Source organism: Mesorhizobium sp. WSM3862 (genome assembly GCF_002294985.1).
Taxonomy (GTDB): Bacteria; Pseudomonadota; Alphaproteobacteria; order Rhizobiales; family Rhizobiaceae; genus Mesorhizobium.
This window is the reverse complement of sequence record NZ_NSGE01000005.1, coordinates 27,491-44,878: the sequence shown is the minus strand read 5'-3', so window position 1 is coordinate 44,878 and position 17,388 is coordinate 27,491. Positions and strand designations below refer to the sequence as shown.

At 64.7% G+C, this 17,388-nt stretch carries 18 protein-coding genes; 13 read left to right on the top strand and 5 right to left on the bottom strand.

Annotated elements, in window-relative coordinates; translation table 11 throughout:
• Positions 1 to 71: 71 nt before the first annotated feature.
• On the bottom strand, positions 72 to 2,804 hold the full coding sequence (secA, locus tag CK224_RS15860; RefSeq protein ID WP_095782409.1) for a preprotein translocase subunit SecA: 2,733 nt from the start codon (positions 2,802 to 2,804) through the stop codon (positions 72 to 74).
• Between the two features lie 263 nt (positions 2,805 to 3,067).
• Between secA and CK224_RS15855 the strand changes: the two genes are divergently transcribed.
• The 6 genes from CK224_RS15855 (at position 3,068) to CK224_RS15830 (ending at position 7,365) form a co-directional block, all read left to right on the top strand.
• The gene (locus tag CK224_RS15855) at positions 3,068 to 3,985 is read left to right on the top strand and encodes a peptidylprolyl isomerase (protein WP_066990127.1); all 918 of its coding nucleotides are present in this window, start codon (positions 3,068 to 3,070) and stop codon (positions 3,983 to 3,985) included.
• 175 nt (positions 3,986 to 4,160) lie between these two features.
• Positions 4,161 to 5,402: a bifunctional glutamate N-acetyltransferase/amino-acid acetyltransferase ArgJ gene (gene argJ, locus CK224_RS15850; protein WP_066990124.1), complete on the top strand. Its 1,242-nt coding sequence runs from the start codon at positions 4,161 to 4,163 to the stop codon at positions 5,400 to 5,402.
• Positions 5,402 to 6,181 carry a GNAT family N-acetyltransferase gene (locus CK224_RS15845; protein ID WP_176477585.1) on the top strand — a complete coding sequence of 260 codons (780 nt, stop codon included), beginning with the start codon at positions 5,402 to 5,404 and terminating at the stop codon, positions 6,179 to 6,181. The genes argJ and CK224_RS15845 overlap by 1 nt, the downstream gene beginning before the upstream one ends.
• On the top strand, positions 6,178 to 6,600 hold the full coding sequence (locus CK224_RS15840) for a (deoxy)nucleoside triphosphate pyrophosphohydrolase (RefSeq protein ID WP_066990121.1): 423 nt from the start codon (positions 6,178 to 6,180) through the stop codon (positions 6,598 to 6,600). The genes CK224_RS15845 and CK224_RS15840 overlap by 4 nt, the downstream gene beginning before the upstream one ends.
• 153 nt (positions 6,601 to 6,753) lie before the next feature.
• A complete protein-coding gene (locus CK224_RS15835) occupies positions 6,754 to 7,071 on the top strand; it encodes a hypothetical protein (protein ID WP_067319072.1) in 318 nt (105 codons plus the stop codon).
• Between the two features lie 105 nt (positions 7,072 to 7,176).
• Positions 7,177 to 7,365 carry a Flp family type IVb pilin gene (locus CK224_RS15830; RefSeq protein WP_095779373.1) on the top strand — a complete coding sequence of 63 codons (189 nt, stop codon included), beginning with the start codon at positions 7,177 to 7,179 and terminating at the stop codon, positions 7,363 to 7,365.
• Between the two features lie 29 nt (positions 7,366 to 7,394).
• On the opposite strand, the gene CK224_RS15825 is transcribed toward CK224_RS15830, so the two are convergent.
• The gene (locus CK224_RS15825) at positions 7,395 to 8,267 is read right to left on the bottom strand and encodes a methyltransferase domain-containing protein (RefSeq protein WP_095782408.1); all 873 of its coding nucleotides are present in this window, start codon (positions 8,265 to 8,267) and stop codon (positions 7,395 to 7,397) included.
• Between the two features lie 64 nt (positions 8,268 to 8,331).
• Between CK224_RS15825 and CK224_RS15820 the strand changes: the two genes are divergently transcribed.
• From CK224_RS15820 to CK224_RS15805, 4 genes are all read left to right on the top strand, one after another.
• On the top strand, positions 8,332 to 9,132 hold the full coding sequence (locus CK224_RS15820; protein ID WP_095779390.1) for a ComF family protein: 801 nt from the start codon (positions 8,332 to 8,334) through the stop codon (positions 9,130 to 9,132).
• A gap of 76 nt (positions 9,133 to 9,208) precedes the next feature.
• Positions 9,209 to 9,478 carry a glutaredoxin 3 gene (gene grxC, locus CK224_RS15815; RefSeq protein WP_095779375.1) on the top strand — a complete coding sequence of 90 codons (270 nt, stop codon included), beginning with the start codon at positions 9,209 to 9,211 and terminating at the stop codon, positions 9,476 to 9,478.
• A 2-nt stretch (positions 9,479 to 9,480) separates the two neighbouring features.
• A complete protein-coding gene (locus tag CK224_RS15810) occupies positions 9,481 to 10,341 on the top strand; it encodes a carbon-nitrogen hydrolase family protein (RefSeq protein ID WP_095779376.1) in 861 nt (286 codons plus the stop codon).
• Positions 10,338 to 10,763, top strand: a complete 426-nt coding sequence (locus CK224_RS15805; protein ID WP_066990107.1) for a DUF1178 family protein — start codon at positions 10,338 to 10,340, stop codon at positions 10,761 to 10,763. Before CK224_RS15810 ends, CK224_RS15805 begins: the two co-directional genes overlap by 4 nt.
• Here the strand turns inward: CK224_RS15805 and CK224_RS15800 are convergent.
• Entirely contained in the window at positions 10,726 to 11,241 is a 516-nt protein-coding gene (locus tag CK224_RS15800) for a MarR family transcriptional regulator (protein ID WP_095782407.1), read from the bottom strand. The genes CK224_RS15805 and CK224_RS15800 overlap by 38 nt on opposite strands.
• A 102-nt stretch (positions 11,242 to 11,343) precedes the next feature.
• Between CK224_RS15800 and CK224_RS15795 the strand changes: the two genes are divergently transcribed.
• Positions 11,344 to 12,258 carry a DMT family transporter gene (locus tag CK224_RS15795; protein ID WP_095782406.1) on the top strand — a complete coding sequence of 305 codons (915 nt, stop codon included), beginning with the start codon at positions 11,344 to 11,346 and terminating at the stop codon, positions 12,256 to 12,258.
• Positions 12,259 to 12,275: 17 nt separating this feature from the next.
• Here CK224_RS15795 and ubiG read toward each other — a convergent pair whose 3' ends face one another.
• Positions 12,276 to 13,025: a bifunctional 2-polyprenyl-6-hydroxyphenol methylase/3-demethylubiquinol 3-O-methyltransferase UbiG gene (ubiG, locus tag CK224_RS15790; protein ID WP_095782405.1), complete on the bottom strand. Its 750-nt coding sequence runs from the start codon at positions 13,023 to 13,025 to the stop codon at positions 12,276 to 12,278.
• Between the two features lie 125 nt (positions 13,026 to 13,150).
• The gene (locus CK224_RS15785; protein WP_176477938.1) at positions 13,151 to 13,447 is read right to left on the bottom strand and encodes an antibiotic biosynthesis monooxygenase; all 297 of its coding nucleotides are present in this window, start codon (positions 13,445 to 13,447) and stop codon (positions 13,151 to 13,153) included.
• 218 nt (positions 13,448 to 13,665) lie between these two features.
• On the opposite strand from CK224_RS15785, the gene CK224_RS15780 reads away from it, so the two are divergent.
• Positions 13,666 to 14,919: an aspartate kinase gene (locus CK224_RS15780; protein ID WP_066990093.1), complete on the top strand. Its 1,254-nt coding sequence runs from the start codon at positions 13,666 to 13,668 to the stop codon at positions 14,917 to 14,919.
• 83 nt (positions 14,920 to 15,002) lie between these two features.
• A complete protein-coding gene (ptsP, locus tag CK224_RS15775; RefSeq protein WP_095782403.1) occupies positions 15,003 to 17,273 on the top strand; it encodes a phosphoenolpyruvate--protein phosphotransferase in 2,271 nt (756 codons plus the stop codon).
• Positions 17,274 to 17,388: the final 115 nt, after the last annotated feature.

Genomic DNA, 17,388 nt, shown 5'->3' with positions numbered 1-17,388 from the left:
ACACATTAAGAAACGGTTGGGTGGAGGGCTTCCTTCTCCCCGTCATATCCGGGGAGAAGAAGGGAAGGGGATCAAGCGAAAGCGCCGTGGCAGTGCTTGTATTTCTTGCCGGAGCCGCAGGGGCAGGCCTCGTTGCGGCCGACCTTGCCCCAAGTCGCGGGATTCTTCGGATCGCGATTTTCCGGTGCCACCATGGCATGGGATTCCTGGCGGACCAACAACGCCGTCTCGCCGCCCTGGAAGTCGTCCTCGCCGGTGGTGCCGTCGATATGGCTGCCGAACATATCCGGCGCCGACGGCGGCGGCGCTTCAGCCGCCTGGCGGACCAGCTCGACGCGCATCAGCTGCGCGGTCACGGCCTGGCGCAGATTGCCGAGCATGCCCTGGAACAGCTCGAAGGCCTCGCCCTTGTATTCCTGCAGCGGATCGCGCTGGGCATAGCCGCGGAAGCCCACGACCGAACGCAGATGGTCGAGGTTGACGATGTGCTCGCGCCACAGATGGTCGAGCGTCTGCAGCACGACCGAACGCTCGACATAGCTCATGACGTCGGGGCCGAAGCGCTCGGCGCGTTCCTTGGCGGCTGCCTCGGCGGCGGCGGAGATGCGCTCGCGGATGTCGTCCTCGGCGATGCCCTCCTCCTTGACCCAGTCGTCAATCGGCAGGTCGAGATTGAGGTACTGCGCCACTTCCTCCTTCAGGCCGGCGACGTTCCACTGCTCGGCATAGGCGTTTTCCGGGATGTTCTTGGCGACGATTTCCTCGATGACGCCCTCGCGCATTTCGGCCACCGTCTCCGACAGGCCTTCGCCATCCATCAGCTCGATGCGCTGCTCGAAAACCACCTTGCGCTGGTCGTTGGAGACGTCATCGTATTTCAGCAGGTTCTTGCGGATGTCGAAGTTGCGCGCCTCGACCTTCTTCTGCGCCTTCTCCAGCGCCTTGTTGATCCACGGGTGGATGATGGCCTCGTCTTCCTTGAGGCCGAGCTTCTGCAGCATGCCGTCCATGCGCTCGGAGCCGAAGATGCGCATCAGATCGTCCTGCAGCGACAGGAAGAATTTCGAACGGCCAGGATCGCCCTGGCGGCCGGAACGTCCGCGCAGCTGGTTGTCGATGCGGCGCGATTCATGGCGCTCGGTCGCCAAGACGTAGAGTCCGCCGGCGGCCAGCGCCTTTTCCTTCAGCTGCGCGACGTCATCGCGGATCTGCTGTTCGCGCGCCTCGCGCTCCGGGCCGGCGGGCATATCCGCCAGTTCTTCCGCGATGCGCATGTCGGCATTGCCGCCGAGCTGGATGTCGGTACCGCGTCCAGCCATGTTCGTGGCGATGGTGATGGCGCCGGGCTTGCCGGCCTGGGCGACGATAGCCGCCTCGCGCTCGTGGTGGCGGGCGTTGAGCACCTCGAAATTCTTGACGCCTTCCTTGCGCAGGCGCTCGGCCAGCTGCTCGGATTTCTCGATCGAGGTGGTGCCGACCAGGATCGGCTGGCCGCGCTCTCGGGCGTCGCGGATCTCCTTGACGATGGCCTTGTACTTCTCTTCCACCGTCCGGTAGACCTCGTCGTCCTCGTCCCTGCGGGCGACCGGCAGGTTGGTCGGGATCTCGGTGACTTCGAGATTGTAGATGTTGGCGAATTCCTCCGCCTCGGTCAGCGCCGTGCCGGTCATGCCGGCGAGCTTCTTGTAAAGGCGGAAATAGTTCTGGAAGGTGACAGAGGCCAGCGTCTGGTTCTCCGGCTGGATCTGCACATGCTCCTTGGCCTCGAGGGCCTGGTGCAGGCCTTCCGAATAGCGGCGGCCCGGCATCATGCGGCCGGTGAACTCGTCGATGATGACGATCTCGCCGTTGCGCACGATGTAGTCCCTGTCCTTCTGGAACAGCAGGTGCGCCTTCAGCGCATTGTTGACGTGGTGGACGATGGCGACGTTCTCGACGTCGTAGAGCGACTCGCCCTTCAACAGGCCGGCATCGCGCAGCATGTTTTCCAGCTTCTCGGTGCCGTCCTCGGTGAAGATCGTGGTTTTCTGCTTTTCATCGACCTCGTAGTCGGCCGGGCCGAGCTTCAGCATGAAGGCGTCGATGGTGTTGTACATTTCCGAGCGGTCCTCGAGCGGACCGGAAATGATCAGCGGCGTGCGCGCCTCGTCGACCAGGATCGAGTCGACCTCGTCGACGATGGCGTAGGCATGGCCGCGCTGGACCATCTGCGAGCGCTCATACTTCATGTTGTCGCGCAGATAGTCGAAGCCGAGCTCGTTGTTGGTGGCGTAGGTAACGTCGGCGGCGTAGGCCTCGCGGCGCTCGTCGTCGGAGAGGCCATGGACGATGATGCCGACGGTGAGGCCGAGGAACTTGTAGACGCGGCCCATCCATTCGGCGTCGCGCCTGGCAAGATAGTCGTTGACCGTGACGACATGCACGCCCTTGCCGGCGAGCGCGTTGAGATAGACCGGCAAGGTGGCGACCAGCGTCTTGCCCTCACCGGTGCGCATCTCTGCGATGCCGCCATTGTGCAGCACCATGCCGCCGATCAATTGGACATCGAAGGGACGCATGCCGAGAACGCGGCGGGCCGCCTCTCGCACCGTGGCAAAGGCCGGGATCAGCAGGTCGTCGAGCGAGGCGCCATTGGCGAAGTCCTGGCGGAATTTCTCGGTGCGGCCGGCAAGCTCGGCATCGGAGAGCGCCCGCATCTCGTTTTCCAACCCATTGATGGCCTCGACCCGGGGCCTGGTCGCCTTGACTCGGCGGTCGTTGGAAGAGCCGAAAACCTTACGCGCGAGAGCGCCGAGACTGACCATCCAATGGTCCTTTCGATAGCAATTTTAGCCGTTTGCGACAGGCGCCTGGCGGGCCCATCAAATCCGCGTGAATGCGGACAAACGCAAAAAGCGCCCGGAAAACGGTTCTGGACGCCAAGTCGTTGGACAGATAAGAGGGGGCTCAACTGATGTCAACGCCGCGTTAGCCCTATGGGCAGCGCCAAATTCCGCCACAATCGGACTGATCTGGAACCTTCCCGTTCAAGCGATCCTTATCGGCAATCCCCATTGGAGTTATCTTGATGTCCCTGTCGTTCCGCCGCGCGTCGCTCGCCAGCCTTGGCTTGGCCTTCGGGCTCTCGGCTCTTTCGCTGTCGCCCCTGATGGCGCAGGAAACCAAGCCCGCCCAGCCGGGCGCAGCGGCTCCCGCAGCCGCTCCCGTAGATCCCAACGCCGTGGTCGCCACCATCAACGGCGAGAAGCTGACCGAGGCCGACCTCGCGCTGGCCGAAGGCGAACTGTCGCAGCAGTTCGCGCAGCTGCCGCCGGAACAGCGCCGCGCCGCTGCTCTTTCGGCGGCCATTGAAATCCGCGTCATGGCCAAGAAAGCGGTCGACAGCGGCCTCGACAAGGACGCCGATTTCCTGCGTCGAATGGCCTTCCTGCAGCAGCGCGCCCTGCACGGCGAGGTCGTCGAGAAGGAAGTCGTCGACAAGGTGACGGATGCAGATGTCCGCGCCCGCTACGACCAGGAAATCGCCAACACGCCGCCGGTCAATGAGATCCACGCCCGTCACATCCTCGTGAAGACGAAGGAAGAAGCCGAGGCGATCATCAAGCAGCTCGACGGCGGCGCCGATTTCCAGAAGCTCGCCAACGAGCACACCAGCGACCCGAGCGGCAAGTCGAATGGCGGCGACCTCGGCTGGTTCGGTCCCGGACAGATGGTGCCGGAGTTCGACAAGGCCGCGTTTGCGCTTGATGTCGGCAAGTACAGCAAGGAGCCGGTGCAGTCGCAGTTCGGCTGGCATGTCATCAAGGTCGAGGACAAGCGCGCCAAGCAGCCGCCGGCCTTCGACGACGTCAAGGACCAGGCCAAGCAGGCCGTCATCCGCGACAAGTATTTCGCCATGGTCAAGGAATTGCGCGGCGCCGCCAAGATCGAGATCCCGGACGCGAAGCTGAAGTCGGCGGTCGACACGCTGGAGAGCGGCAAGTAAGCCGGCCAGCCTGAAACATGCTGCTCAGGGCGCCTTCGGGCGCCCTTTCGCATTTCAGGCGCGCGCTATGCCGCGCACCCCGAGAGCCCATGAAGCGCGGCCAGAACGCTCTTGCGCCAGCGCGCGCTATCGGGCAAACCGGCCTCCTATTTGCGTTCTGCCGCTCCGGGGTCCCATGTCCGCAACGATTTCGCCGCTCGCACCGAAGAAATATCCCAAGATGCCGGTCATCGAGGGCGTGCGCATCGCTACCGCCGAGGCCGGGATCAAATATCGCAATCGCACCGATCTGCTTGCCATGATCTTCGATCCCGGCACGGCCGTCGCCGGTGTCTTCACCAAGTCGAAATGCCCCTCGGCGCCGGTCGACTACTGCCGCCAGAACCTGTCCGCCGGCAAGGCGCGCGTGCTGGTGGTGAATTCCGGCAATGCCAACGCCTTCACCGGCAAGAAAGGCCGCGCCTCGACGGCGTTGACCGGCGAGGCGGCGGCGAAGGCCGCCGGATGCTCCGAGAGCGAAGTGTTCCTGGCCTCGACCGGCGTCATCGGCGAGCCGCTCGACACCAACAAATTCAGCCATCTGCTCGCCGGCCTGGTGAAGGACGGCAAGCCGGACCTGTGGACCGAGGCGGCGAAGGCCATCATGACCACGGACACCTATCCGAAGGTGGCGACCCAGATGGTGAAGCTCGGCGACGCCGACGTCACCATCAACGGCATCGCCAAGGGCGCCGGCATGATCGCGCCCGATATGGCCACGATGCTCTCCTTCATCGCCACCGACGCGCCGATCGCAGCCCCGGTGCTGCAGGATCTGTTGTCGCGCGGCACGGCAAAGACCTTCAACGCGGTCACCGTCGACAGCGACACCTCGACCAGCGACACGCTGCTCTTCTTCGCCACCGGCAAGGCTGGTTCGCGCGGCGCACCCCAGATCAGCGACCCGAAAGATGCGCGGCTCGGCGCCTTCCGCCGCGCACTCGGCAAGGTGCTGAAGTCGCTGGCGCTGCAGGTGGTGCGCGACGGCGAAGGCGCGCGCAAGCAGGTCGAGGTCACCGTCACCGGCGCCAAATCCGCGCGCTCGGCCAAGCGCGTCGCGCTTTCGATCGCCAACTCGCCGCTGGTCAAGACGGCGGTCGCCGGCGAGGACGCCAATTGGGGCCGCGTCGTCATGGCCGTCGGCAAGGCCGGCGAGCCTGCCGACCGCGACCGGCTGTCGATCTGGTTCGGCGACAATCGGCTGGCGCATGAGGGCGAGCGCGATCCGGCTTACTCGGAAGAAGCGACCTCGGCCTATATGAAGCGCGACGACATCCGCATCCGCGCCGACCTTGGCATCGGCCGCGGCAAGGCGACGGTGTGGACCTGCGACCTCACCAAGGAATATGTCGCCATCAATGGCGACTACCGGAGCTGATGGCACCGGTGTCGACGCATCCGGCAAGCGTGCTCGCGATCGTGCGCCGCTACGAGGCGGCGGGCTTTCGCGCCTGGCCGGCGGCGGCCGTTCACTATGACGGGACATGGCTGGTGCGGCTGACGGCGGGCCATCCGGCGAAGCGCCTGAATTCGGTCAATCCGCTCGATCCCGGCGACACGCATGCCATTGCCGAACGCATCGTGCGCGCCAGCCGTCGCTTCGAGGCTTACGGCCGGCCGCTGACCTTTCGTATGTCGCCGCTTTCGGGGCAGGTGCTGTCGACGCATCTCGACGATGCAGGCTGGAGCCGGTTCGACGAATCGGTGGTGATGCGTCTGCCGCTCAAGGAGGCGCAACTCGACGCCGCGATGGACCAGATTCCGCTGAAAGACATCAGCCGCTTCATCGGCGCGGCGATCAGGACGAACGGCTCGGACGCCTCGCTGCGAGCCGGCCTCTCGGAAGTCATCGGCGCAATCCAGCCTGAGGCGGGGCTGTTTGCGCTCGAGGACGGCAATGAGCCGCTGGCAACGCTGATCTGCGTCCACGACGGCGATCTCGCCGGCCTGTTCGAGGTGGCCACCGAAAAATCGGCGCGCAAAAAGGGCCATGGCCGCAACCTCATCCTGTCGGCGCTGAAATGGGCCAGGCTGCGCGGCGCGCGCGAAGCCTGGCTGCAGGTGGAAGCCGGCAATGTTGCGGCGCTGTCGCTCTACCGGTCGCTCGGCTTCGAGGAAGTCTATCGCTACCATTATCGCCGGCGGCCGGACGCATGAGCGAGATCACGCCAGCCGGAAAGCGCCTGCTTCTTGTCGCGGCCTGCGCGCTGGTGGATGCCGACCGACGCGTGCTTCTGGCGCAGCGTCCCGAGGGCAAGCAGCTCGCCGGCCTTTGGGAGTTTCCGGGCGGCAAGGTCGAGCCAGGCGAGACGCCCGAGGAATGCCTGGTGCGCGAGCTGCATGAGGAGCTCGGTATCGAGACCGAGATCCCCTGCCTGGCGCCGCTCACCTTCGCCAGCCACAGCTATGACCATTTCCACCTGCTGATGCCGCTCTACATCTGCCGGCGCTTCCGCGGCATCGCGCAGCCGAGGGAAGGGCAGGGGCTGAAATGGGTCAGGCCGCGCCAGATGCGCGACTACCCGATGCCGCCGGCGGACGCGCCGCTGATCCAGTTCCTCATCGATCTCTTGTGATCGTCACAGCCGTTCAGCGTTTCACCAAACGCAGTCCAAGCTGCCGTTTGCTCCGTCTGCTTTAGGCAGCGTTAATGGAAGATTTATCTCGACATGGAAAATTGACGCGAATCGTCCGCGTGGCGGCATGCCGATTTTGATTGGAGCCAATCCATGAGCCTCGACAGAGAATGGGACTCGATCCGGCCCGATCGCGCTTTCCGCGCCGCCGATGCCGGCATGGGTATCTTGCGGATCACCCTGCTTTTCGGGTCGGCCGCGGTGGCGCTGGCTCTGATCGCGACGCCTTTCCTGGACAGCCAGTTGCGTCCGCAGGGCGCGCGCGAGAGCTTGACCGGCGGACTCGACCTAAGCAGCACCGGTTCGATCGGTCGCCGCGATACCTACACCCTGCGGCGAAGCGTGCTGCAGCCGCTGCCAAGTTCCGTTTGCGTAATCCGCAACGATGGCAGCCGCTACGGCGAGTGCTAATTGGTTAATAAATTCAGCAAGAAACCGCTATTTCACCGCCCGTTAAGCTTTTGCCGTTAACCTTTCTTAACGGGTAGGCGCTATGGTTCCCGCCAAGAGGGATCGATGACCATGAAAAACCTGCTGCAGCAATTCATAGAAGATGAATCAGGCGCCACGGCCATCGAATATGGCCTGATCGTTGCCGTGCTGTCGCTTGCAATCGTCGGCGGCGTCGGCAAGGCCGCCGACGCGATCCAGTGGCTGTTCTCCGACAACAACAGCAGGCTTGCCAACGCCTTTGCCCAGCACTGACCGCATCGGTCAGACCGCGGCGCGCATGGTCAGTGCCCCGTCGGCTTCTCGAGGATCGTCTTCAGCGAGACCCTGGCCGAGCCAGGCTTCAGCGGCTTCTGCTGTGAGGCATCGGGCGCCCAGCCGGACATCCACACAATCGAAAAGCTTGCCCGGATGCGGCCGTCCGGGTCGGAAAACCGATCGGCATAAATTTCGGCGGCGCGGGCGAACAGCCGCCGGGTGGCGGGACGCCGGCTGCGGTCCAAAAGCGGGCTGGTCTCGCCCATGGCGCGCAGGTCGGCGGCAAGCCCGAACAGCGATTCGTAGCGCACCGTGACCATCTCCACGTCGGCGACCGGCAGCGCCAGGCCGGCCCGCTGCAGCAGCGCGCCGGCGTCGCGCACATCGGTGAACGGCAGGACGCGAGGGCTCGCGCCACCGTAAAGCTCGGTCTCGGCGGCAAGCAGGCTCTCGCGCAACTCGGAAAGCGTGCCGGCACCGGCTAAAGCGCCGAGGAACAGCCCATCGGGCCTCAGCGCGCGGCGGATCTGCGCCAGCACGCCGGGGATGTCGTTCATCGCCTGCAGCGACAGCAGCGAGACGACAAGATCGAGGCTCTCCGCCTCGAACGGCACGGTCTCCGCCGGGGCGACCATGCCGGCTTCTCCGGCAAGGAAGGCACCGTCTGTTTCCACGCGCACTGTGTCGGCCACCTTGCCGCTGCCGGCGAGCACCCTGGCCGCAGCCGATGTCTGGCAAAACAGCGCCGCCGCCTTGCCGAATTTGCGCTCGACGGCGCCCAGCCGGTCGGCAAGGTCCTCGGCTGCCCGCCGCATCAGGAAATCGGCTCCGTCGACCGGGTGCATCAGCGCCCGGCGCTTGTGCGCAAGCCAGAGCTCCGTGTCGATCAAAGGCTGCAATGGGTTATTCCTGTTGTCGGCGCATGCCGGACCGATGCTATGGTGGCGCGGGGTTTCGCTTCACGTGGCCGATCCGGTGCGCAAGATCAAGACCATTGCGATGAAGGACATGGCGCGGCAGGCTCTGGGCTGGCCGGCGCGCCTGTTGTTTCCGCCGGTCTGTGCCGGCTGCCGCCGCCACGTCTCGCAGCCTGGCGTGCTGTGCGGCGCCTGCTGGCCGAAGCTTCGGCTGCTGGAGAAGCCTTGGTGTCCGGTTATGGGCACGCCGTTCACGCATGACATGGGCGACGGTTTTCTTTCCGCCGAAGCGATCGCCGATCCGCCGCCTTTCGAGCGGGCGCGGGCGGCGGTCGTCTATTCAGGGGTCGCGCGCCAGATGGTGCAAGGGCTGAAATACCAGGATCGCACCGATCTCGCGCCCTGGATGGCGCGCTGGATGATGCGCGCCGGCGCCGAACTGATCGCTGAAGCCGATGTCGTGGTCCCGGTGCCGCTGCATTGGCGACGCTTCTTCCGGCGGCAGTTCAACCAGTCGGCGGAGCTGGCACGGGCGGTTTCGAAGCTGAGCGGCCTGCCTTTCGCGCCGGCTGCGGTGAGGCGCGTAAAACTCACCCGCCAGCAGGTCGGGCTGGAGCGGCACGAACGCGAGGAGAATGTGCGCGCCGCCTTCCGCGTCCGGCCCGAGGCGGAAATCGAGATCGCCGGCCGAAGGGTGCTCGTCATCGACGACGTCTTCACCACCGGCGCCACGGTGCGGTCGGTGGCCAAGGCGCTGAAGAAAGGCGGCGCCGGAGCGGTCGACGTGCTGACCTTTGCCCGCGTCCTGCCGGGGGACTTCCGGGCCGATGAGTCTGCAACTATATAGGGCTTAAGTTGTTGTTTTGGTGCATGTCGCTTTCGCATAACCGTTGGGCGATGGGCACAGGCAGGATTGCTGATCGATGGTTGATGTGACGATCTATACCCGGATGATGTGCGGCTATTGCACCGCCGCCAAGCGGTTGCTCGAGCGCAAGGGTGTAGCCTATACCGAGCATGACGCGTCGTTCTCGCCGGAATTGCGCCAGGAAATGATTTCGCGGGCGCATGGGCGCACCACTTTTCCGCAGATTTTCATCGGCGACACGCATGTCGGCGGCTGCGACGACCTCCATGAATTGGAGTCCGAGGGCCGGCTGGACGTGTTGCTTGCCAACGGGGTGAGGGTTTGATCATGGGTGTTTTCAAGGCGGCGGCGGTGCAGATGCGTTCGGGCACCAGCCCGGAGCGCAACGCGGCTGATATGGAAAGGCTGGTCCGCGAGGCTGCACAGCAGGGCGCCACCTACGTGCAGACGCCGGAAATGACCGGCGCGCTCATCCGCGACAAGCAGGCGGGTGCCGCCGCTTTCACCAGCCAAGACAAGGACGTCGTCGTTTCGACGGCGCGGAAACTTGCGCAGGAACTCGGCATTTTCCTGCATGTCGGCTCGACGGCCATCCTGCGCGCCGACGGCAAGCTCGCCAACCGGGCGTTCCTGTTCGCGCCCGATGGCGCCATGATCGCCAATTACGACAAGATCCACATGTTCGATGTCGACCTCGACAACGGCGAGAGCTGGCGCGAATCCGCCTCTTACGAGCCGGGAACAGAGGGCGTCGTCACCGATATCAACGGCGTGAAGCTGGGCTTTGCCGTCTGCTACGACCTGCGCTTCCCGCAGCTATTCCGTGCCGAAGCGCTGGCGGGGGCCCAGGTGCTTTCGGTGCCTGCGGCCTTCACCCGCCAGACCGGCGAGGCGCACTGGCACGTGCTGCTCAGGGCACGCGCGATCGAGAACGGCACCTATCTCATCGCGGCCGCGCAGGGCGGCCTGCACGAGGACGGCCGCGAGACGTACGGCCATTCGCTGATCGTCGATCCGTGGGGACGCATCATCGCCGAGGCCGCGCATGATGAGCCCGCAGTGATCGTCGCCGAGATCGACCCGGCGCAGTCGGCTGCGGCGCGTCGCAAGATTCCCAATCTCAAGAACGCGCGGGATTTCACCGTCAATGCCGGCGAGGCGCCGCGTCTCAGGGGTGCAGCCTCTTGATCCGTTTTTCGCTCATCTGTGAACACGAGCACGAATTCGAAGCCTGGTTCCGCAGCAATGACGACTTTGGCACGCAGAAGAAACGCGGTTTCGTCGATTGCCCGATCTGCGGCTCGCACAAGGTCGAGAAGGCGCTGATGGCGCCGGCCGTCTCCACCTCACGCAAGCAGGAGAAGATGGCGCTGGCCATGGGCGACGCGCAGAAACAGGCGCTGGCACAGCTCAAGGCGCTCGCCGACAAGGTGCGCGAGAATGCCGACTATGTCGGCGACAAGTTCGCCGAGGAAGCGCGCAAGATCCATTTCGGCGAGACCGATCCGCGCGGCATCTATGGCGAGGCCACGCCGGACGAGGCGAAAAGCCTCGCCGAGGACGGCGTCGAATTCATGCCGATCCCGAGCTTTCCGGAGGACCGGAACTAAGAGTTCCGATCAGCTTTTTCAGCAGTGTCGCGAGCATTTTCCGGTCCTCTGGCGCCAAACCGGCGAGGATTTCATGCTCATTCGCGACGTGGGCGGCAAGGGCCTCATCGATGAGTTCGAGGCCTTTCGAGGTGAGTTGCACCACAACGCCGCGGCGATCGCTGGGATGCGGCGCGCGCTGGATCAGGCCCGCCTTTTCCAGCCGGTCGAGCCGGGCGGTCATTGCTCCGGAGGTCACCATCGTCGCCTCGTAGAGTTCGGTCGGCGTCAGCGCGTGAGGCGCGCCGGAGCGGCGAAGCGTGGCCAACACGTCGAATTCGCCCTGCTGCAGGCCGAAACGGGCAAAGAGCGGCGCGAGCCGGTCGCGCGCGATCAGCGCGGACGCTTCGTTCAACCGCCCGATCACTCCCATCGGCGAGACGTCGAGGTCCGGCCGTTCCTTGCGCCATTGCTCCATCGCTCTTGCCGCACGGTCCATGTGCCTCACCGTAAAGTATCTTGACATTGAGAATCTTTATGCTATATTATCCCAAGTTGGAGCGGCCGCCAAGCTTGGCCGCGTAGCCACAGGATCACGCAGATGAAATTGCTCTGGGATTCCGCACTGGGTCTTCTGATCGTCACCGGCGGATTGCTCGGCATGACGCTCCCCTTCGGCAAGCTGGCAACGGCGGCCGGTGCCCCGGCAATGGTCTGGGCTTTCGTGATCTCGTTCGGCGCCGGCGGCGTGTTGCTCACAACGCTTCTGCTGCTCGGTCAGCGCATCCGGCTCACGGCGCACAAGTTGCGCTATTTCTTCATCACCGCAGCCATTTCCTACGCCTTTCCCAACTTGCTGATGTTCTCGGCCATCCCGCATCTCGGCGCGGGTTACACGGGCATCATGTTCACGCTGTCGCCGGTCATCACGCTGGTGTTCTCGATCCTGCTTGGGGTGCGGCGACCGAACCTGCTCGGCGTCATCGGCATTATCGTTGGTTTTATCGGCGCGGTGATGGTCGCGCTTACGCGTGGGGAGGCCGGCCAGCCGGCCGAATATTTCTGGGTGGCGGTCGGCCTTCTCATCCCCGTCAGCCTCGCCGCCGGCAACATCTACCGCACCATCGACTGGCCCGAGGACACCGGTCCGATCGAGCTCGCCGTCGGCAGCCATCTGGCGTCGGCAACCTTGCTTCTCATCGGCATCCTGACGCTGCTCGGCTGGCAGGCATTTGCTCCGCTCGGCGGCGTGCCGCTGGTGGTCGCCGCACAGGTGGCGTCGGCATCGGCGATGTTTGCCTTCTTCTTCCGGCTGCAGGCGGTCGGCGGGCCGGTCTATCTCAGCCAGATCGGATATGTGGCGGCGGCGGTCGGGCTCTTTGCCGGCACGATCTTCCTCGGCGAGCATTATCAGCTTCTGACCTGGCTGGGCGCGGCCATCATCACCGCCGGCGTGCTCATCACCACCAAGGCGCAGAGCCAGCCAAGCCCGAAGCTGCAAAGACAGGCGGCGTAAACGCTTCAGTTGGCCGCTTAGACCGAGGCTTTTTCGGCCAGCACCATGTAGTTGACGTCCATGTCCCTGGATTTCTGCCAGCGGTCGGCCAACGGATGATAGATCACGCCGGTCCGGTCGATGATGGTCAGCCCCGCCGCGCCAAGCGCCTTTGCCAACTCCTCCGGCCGCACCAGCTTGCCGAACTGATGCGTGCCGCGCGGCAGCCAGCGCAGCACATATTCGGCGCCGATGATGGCAAGGCCAAGCGCCTTCAGCGTGCGGTTGATGGTGGCGACGAACATGATGCCGCCGGGCCGGACCATCTCGCTGCATTTGGCGACGAAGAGATCGACATCGGCGACATGCTCGACCACCTCCATGTTGAGGATGACGTCGAATGTCTCGCCGGCCGCGGCCAGCGCCTCGGCCGTGGTGGCGCGATAGTCGACATTTACGCCGGCTTCGGCCGCGTGCAGCTTAGCGACCTCGATGTTGGTAGCCGAGGCGTCGGCACCGACCACTTCCGCGCCAAGCCGCGCCATCGGTTCGCATAAGAGCCCGCCGCCGCAGCCGATGTCGAGGAAGCGCAGTCCCTCGAATGGCCTTGCCGCGCGCGGATCGCGGCCGAAGCGCGCCGCCACCTGGTCGCGGATATAGGCAAGCCGCACAGGGTTGAACTTGTGCAGCGGCCGGAACTTGCCGTTCGGGTTCCACCATTCGGCGGCAAGGGCGGAGAAGCGTTCGACTTCTCCGGCATCTATGGTCGATCGGCGGGGCTCAGGCATGGGGCGGGTCTCCTCGAACGCCAGCAAGTCGGGGAACGCTAGGAAGTCGGGTCCCCGGCAGCGAAAGTCAAGGCGGGTTTTTCCACTGCCGCCAACCAGCCGCAGCGAGACGAGGACGGTCGAGCCTAACGCGACAGCGCAATCGCGGCATGGCTCATGGTAACGCTGGCCGGCTCGATCGCCTGCATCGCTTGGCAATCGCCGATCTCGGCCATGATGCGCTGAGTCGCGGACTGAGCCTGCTCGAGGCTTTGCCAGCGCACGACGTCGACCCAGCTTCCGTCGTCGCGCTCGCCGAGATGGCGGCTGAGAAAACCGGGCTGGTGCGCCAGCCAGTCGGTGACGACGCCATTTTGGGCAACAAAACCAGCCGCAGCATCCGGCTTGAGGCGGAAGGTCACGATCTCCAGCGTCTCGGTCATGCAATCCTCCATGCGATTTTCCAAGTTTATCCCATTGCGCGGCAGGAATCCGCCAGGGGACTTCAAAAATCGGGCCAAGGCCGCTTCTCCCGTGCCCTCGCTTGCGAAGCCTTGCTGTTTTAGCTAAGGAGGCCGCGCATTTCCGCGGCTCGGCTGGTCCGGGCGCAGTTTCCGTTTTCCGGCCCCAAGCCGGCTTCAGTCAAAGGCATCTCGCTTCCATGGCGCGCATCGTGATGAAATTCGGCGGAACTTCGGTCGCCGACATCGCCCGCATCCGCAATGTGGCGCGCCATGTCAAACGCGAGGTCGATGCCGGCCATGAGGTCGCCGTGGTGGTTTCGGCCATGGCCGGCAAGACCAACGAGCTGGTCGGCTGGACGCGCGAGGCCTCGCCCATGCACGACGCGCGCGAATATGACGCCGTTGTCGCCTCCGGTGAGCAGGTCACGGCCGGCCTGTTGGCGATAACCCTGCAGAACATGGGTGTCCATGCCCGTTCCTGGCAGGGCTGGCAGATCCCGATCAAGACCGACAACGCCCATGGCGCGGCGCGCATCCTCGACATCGACGGCGCGTTCCTGATCAAGCGCTTCGGCGAGAGCCAGGTGGCGGTCATCGCCGGTTTCCAGGGCATCGGCCCGGACAACCGCATCTCGACCCTCGGCCGCGGCGGCTCCGACACCAGCGCCGTGGCGATCGCGGCCGCGGTCAAGGCCGACCGTTGCGACATCTACACCGATGTCGACGGCGTCTACACGACTGATCCGCGCATCGAGCCGAAAGCCCGGCGGTTGGCCAAGATTTCGTTCGAGGAAATGCTTGAAATGGCCTCGCTCGGCGCCAAGGTGCTGCAGGTACGGTCGGTGGAGCTTGCCATGGTGCACAGGGTGCGTACCTTTGTGCGGTCGTCCTTCGACGATCCCGACGCGCCCGGAATGGGGGATTTGCTCAATCCGCCCGGAACGCTTATTTGCGACGAGGAAGAGATCGTGGAACAGCAGGTCGTCACCGGAATTGCCTATGCCAAGGACGAAGCGCAGATCTCGCTGCGCCGCGTCGGCGACCGCCCAGGCGTCGCCGCCGGCATCTTCGGCCCGCTGGCCGAGGCCAACATCAATGTCGATATGATCGTCCAGAACATCTCCGAGGACGGCAAATTCACCGACATGACCTTCACGGTACCGTCGGGCGACATCGACAAGGCGCTGGCAGTGCTCGAGCGGCTGAAGGCCGATGTCGGCTACGACGTCGTGCAGTCGGAAGCCGGCATGTCGAAGGTCTCGGTCATCGGTATCGGCATGCGAAGCCATGCCGGCGTCGCGGCCACCGCCTTCAAGGCGCTGGCCGATAAAGCGATCAATATCCGGGCGATCACCACCTCCGAGATCAAAATCTCGATACTGATCGACGGTCCCTATACGGAACTTGCAGTTCGTACTTTGCATTCCGTCTACGGGCTCGATAAGCAATAGCAAGAACTGAGTCCGTTATTGCGTGAGCGCCGGCCGTGGCGGAAGCTACGGCGGGCAACGTGCCCATTGGAGAAGAAGCCGCGATGCGTGACATGGCCGGTGGCCCGCGCGTTCTGCTGAGACGGCTCCGCGAGCTCATGCAGGAGCCGCTGGAGCCGCAGGAGCGGCTCGACCGTATCGTGCGCGACATCGCCTCCAACATGGTCGCCGAGGTGTGCTCGCTCTATGTGCTGCGCGCCGATTCGGTGCTGGAGCTCTACGCCACCGAAGGTCTGAACCCCACCGCCGTCCATTTGGCGCAGTTGAGGCTCGGGCAAGGCCTGGTCGGCACCATCGCCGCCAGTGCGCGGCCGCTCAATCTCTCCAACGCGCAGGAGCATCCGGCCTTCGCCTACCTGCCGGAGACGGGCGAAGAGATCTACAATTCCTTCCTCGGCGTGCCGGTGCTGCGGGCAGGGCGAACGCTGGGCGTCCTGGTGGTGCAGAACAAGACCATGCGCCACTATCGCGACGACGAGGTCGAGGCGCTGGAAACGACGGCGATGGTGATCGCCGAGATGGTCGCCACCGGCGATCTTGCCCGTCTCACCCGGCCGGGGCTCGAACTTGACCTGCGCCGTCCGGCAAGCTTCACCGGTCTTGCCTTCAACGAAGGCGTCGGGCTTGGCCATGTCGTGCTGCACGAGCCGCGCATCGTCGTCACCAACCTGTTCAACGAGGACAGCGAGGAGGAGGTGCGTCGCCTCGACCGTTCGCTCGGCTCGCTGAGGCTGTCGATCGACGACATGCTCGAGCGCCGGGACGTCGCTTTCGAGGGTGAGCATCGAGAGGTGCTCGAGGCGTATCGCATGTTCGCCAACGACCGCGGCTGGGTGCGCCGGCTGGAAGAGGCGATCCGCAACGGCCTGACTGCGGAAGCGGCCGTCGAGAAGGTGCAGAGCGACATGCGCGCACGCATGCTGCACATGACGGACCCCTATCTGCGCGAGCGCATGAGCGACTTCGACGATCTCGCCAACCGGCTCTTGCGCCAGCTGATGGGGCGCGGTCCGGAGGATGTCGCGGCCTCGCTGCCAAAGGATGCCATCATCGTCGCCCGCTCGATGGGTGCGGCCGAACTGCTCGACTATCCGAGGGACAAGCTGCGCGGCCTGGTGCTGGAGGACGGCGCCGCCACCAGCCATGTCGTCATCGTCGCGCGCGCCATGGGCATTCCGGTCGCAGGCCAGGTCAAGGGCGCCGTCTCCATGGCGGAGAACGGCGATGCCATCATCGTCGACGGCGAGGAAGGCACCATTCACCTGCGGCCGCAGTCCGACCTCGAGGCCGCCTATGCCGAAAAGGTCCGCTTCCGAGCTCGGCGGCAGGAAATCTATCGCGAACTGCGCAAGAAGCCGTCGCTGACCAAGGACGGCGTCCCCGTCGATCTCCTGATGAATGCCGGCCTTGCCGTCGACCTGCCGCAGCTTTCAGAATCGGGAGCGGCCGGCATCGGCCTGTTCCGCACCGAATTGCAGTTCATGGTGGCCTCGACCTTTCCGCGCGCCGAGGCGCAGGAGCGGCTCTATCGCGATGTGCTCGAGGCGGCGCGCGGCAAGCCGGTCACCTTCCGTACCATCGATATCGGCGGCGACAAGGTGCTGCCCTATTTCAAGGGCGCGGTGCAAGAGGAAAACCCGGCACTCGGCTGGCGGGCGATCCGCCTCACTCTCGACCGCCCCGGTCTCCTCAGGACACAGATCCGCGCGCTGCTCAAGGCTTGTGGCGGGCGTGAGCTGAAGCTGATGCTGCCAATGGTGACGGAACTGTCGGAAATCGCGCAGGCGCGCGAGATCATCGACCGCGAAGTCCGGCACCTGTCGCGTTTTGCGCATCATTTGCCGACGAGCCTCAAGCTCGGCGCGATGCTGGAGGTGCCGTCGCTGCTGTTCCAGCTCGACGAATTGATGAAGGCGGTCGACTTCGTCTCGGTCGGTTCCAACGACCTCTTCCAGTTCGTCATGGCAGTGGACCGCGGCAACACGCAGCTTGCCGACCGTTTCGACACGCTGTCGGCGCCGTTCCTGCGCGTGCTGAAGCAGATCGCCGACGCCGGCGCGCGCAACCATACGCCGGTGACGCTGTGCGGCGAGTTGGCGGGCAAGCCGATCTCGGCGATGGCGCTGATCGGCGTCGGCTTCCGCTCGATCTCGATGTCGCCGGCCTCGATCGGCCCGGTCAAGGCGATGCTGACTGAACTGCCGCTGCAGGAGCTGGAAGCCTTCTTCAAGGACAATCTGATGGCCCCCGCCCAAGGAACGCCAATGCGGGCGCTGCTGCAAGCCTTTGCCGACGACCGCTCCATTCCGCTCTAGATTCACGTGAGGGCGGTCTGAATGTCGATTTTCTGCGCTTCCGGTGCTCATGTACCTAAATGTACATTCCGCTCCGGTTCTCGAAATTCGCCAGTTTCGACTCGTCCTGACGTGA

Coding starts and splice junctions, on each gene's coding strand:
- argJ (WP_066990124.1), top strand. CDS start 4,161: ATGTCCGCAACGATTTCGCCGCTCGCACCGAAGAAATATCCCAAGATG.
- ptsP (WP_095782403.1), top strand. CDS start 15,003: ATGCGTGACATGGCCGGTGGCCCGCGCGTTCTGCTGAGACGGCTCCGC.
- CK224_RS15780 (WP_066990093.1), top strand. CDS start 13,666: ATGGCGCGCATCGTGATGAAATTCGGCGGAACTTCGGTCGCCGACATC.
- grxC (WP_095779375.1), top strand. CDS start 9,209: ATGGTTGATGTGACGATCTATACCCGGATGATGTGCGGCTATTGCACC.
- CK224_RS15855 (WP_066990127.1), top strand. CDS start 3,068: ATGTCCCTGTCGTTCCGCCGCGCGTCGCTCGCCAGCCTTGGCTTGGCC.
- CK224_RS15840 (WP_066990121.1), top strand. CDS start 6,178: ATGAGCGAGATCACGCCAGCCGGAAAGCGCCTGCTTCTTGTCGCGGCC.
- secA (WP_095782409.1), bottom strand. CDS start 2,804: ATGGTCAGTCTCGGCGCTCTCGCGCGTAAGGTTTTCGGCTCTTCCAAC.
- CK224_RS15845 (WP_176477585.1), top strand. CDS start 5,402: ATGGCACCGGTGTCGACGCATCCGGCAAGCGTGCTCGCGATCGTGCGC.
- CK224_RS15795 (WP_095782406.1), top strand. CDS start 11,344: ATGAAATTGCTCTGGGATTCCGCACTGGGTCTTCTGATCGTCACCGGC.
- CK224_RS15810 (WP_095779376.1), top strand. CDS start 9,481: ATGGGTGTTTTCAAGGCGGCGGCGGTGCAGATGCGTTCGGGCACCAGC.
- CK224_RS15830 (WP_095779373.1), top strand. CDS start 7,177: ATGACCATGAAAAACCTGCTGCAGCAATTCATAGAAGATGAATCAGGC.
- ubiG (WP_095782405.1), bottom strand. CDS start 13,025: ATGCCTGAGCCCCGCCGATCGACCATAGATGCCGGAGAAGTCGAACGC.
- CK224_RS15835 (WP_067319072.1), top strand. CDS start 6,754: ATGAGCCTCGACAGAGAATGGGACTCGATCCGGCCCGATCGCGCTTTC.
- CK224_RS15785 (WP_176477938.1), bottom strand. CDS start 13,447: ATGACCGAGACGCTGGAGATCGTGACCTTCCGCCTCAAGCCGGATGCT.
- CK224_RS15800 (WP_095782407.1), bottom strand. CDS start 11,241: ATGGACCGTGCGGCAAGAGCGATGGAGCAATGGCGCAAGGAACGGCCG.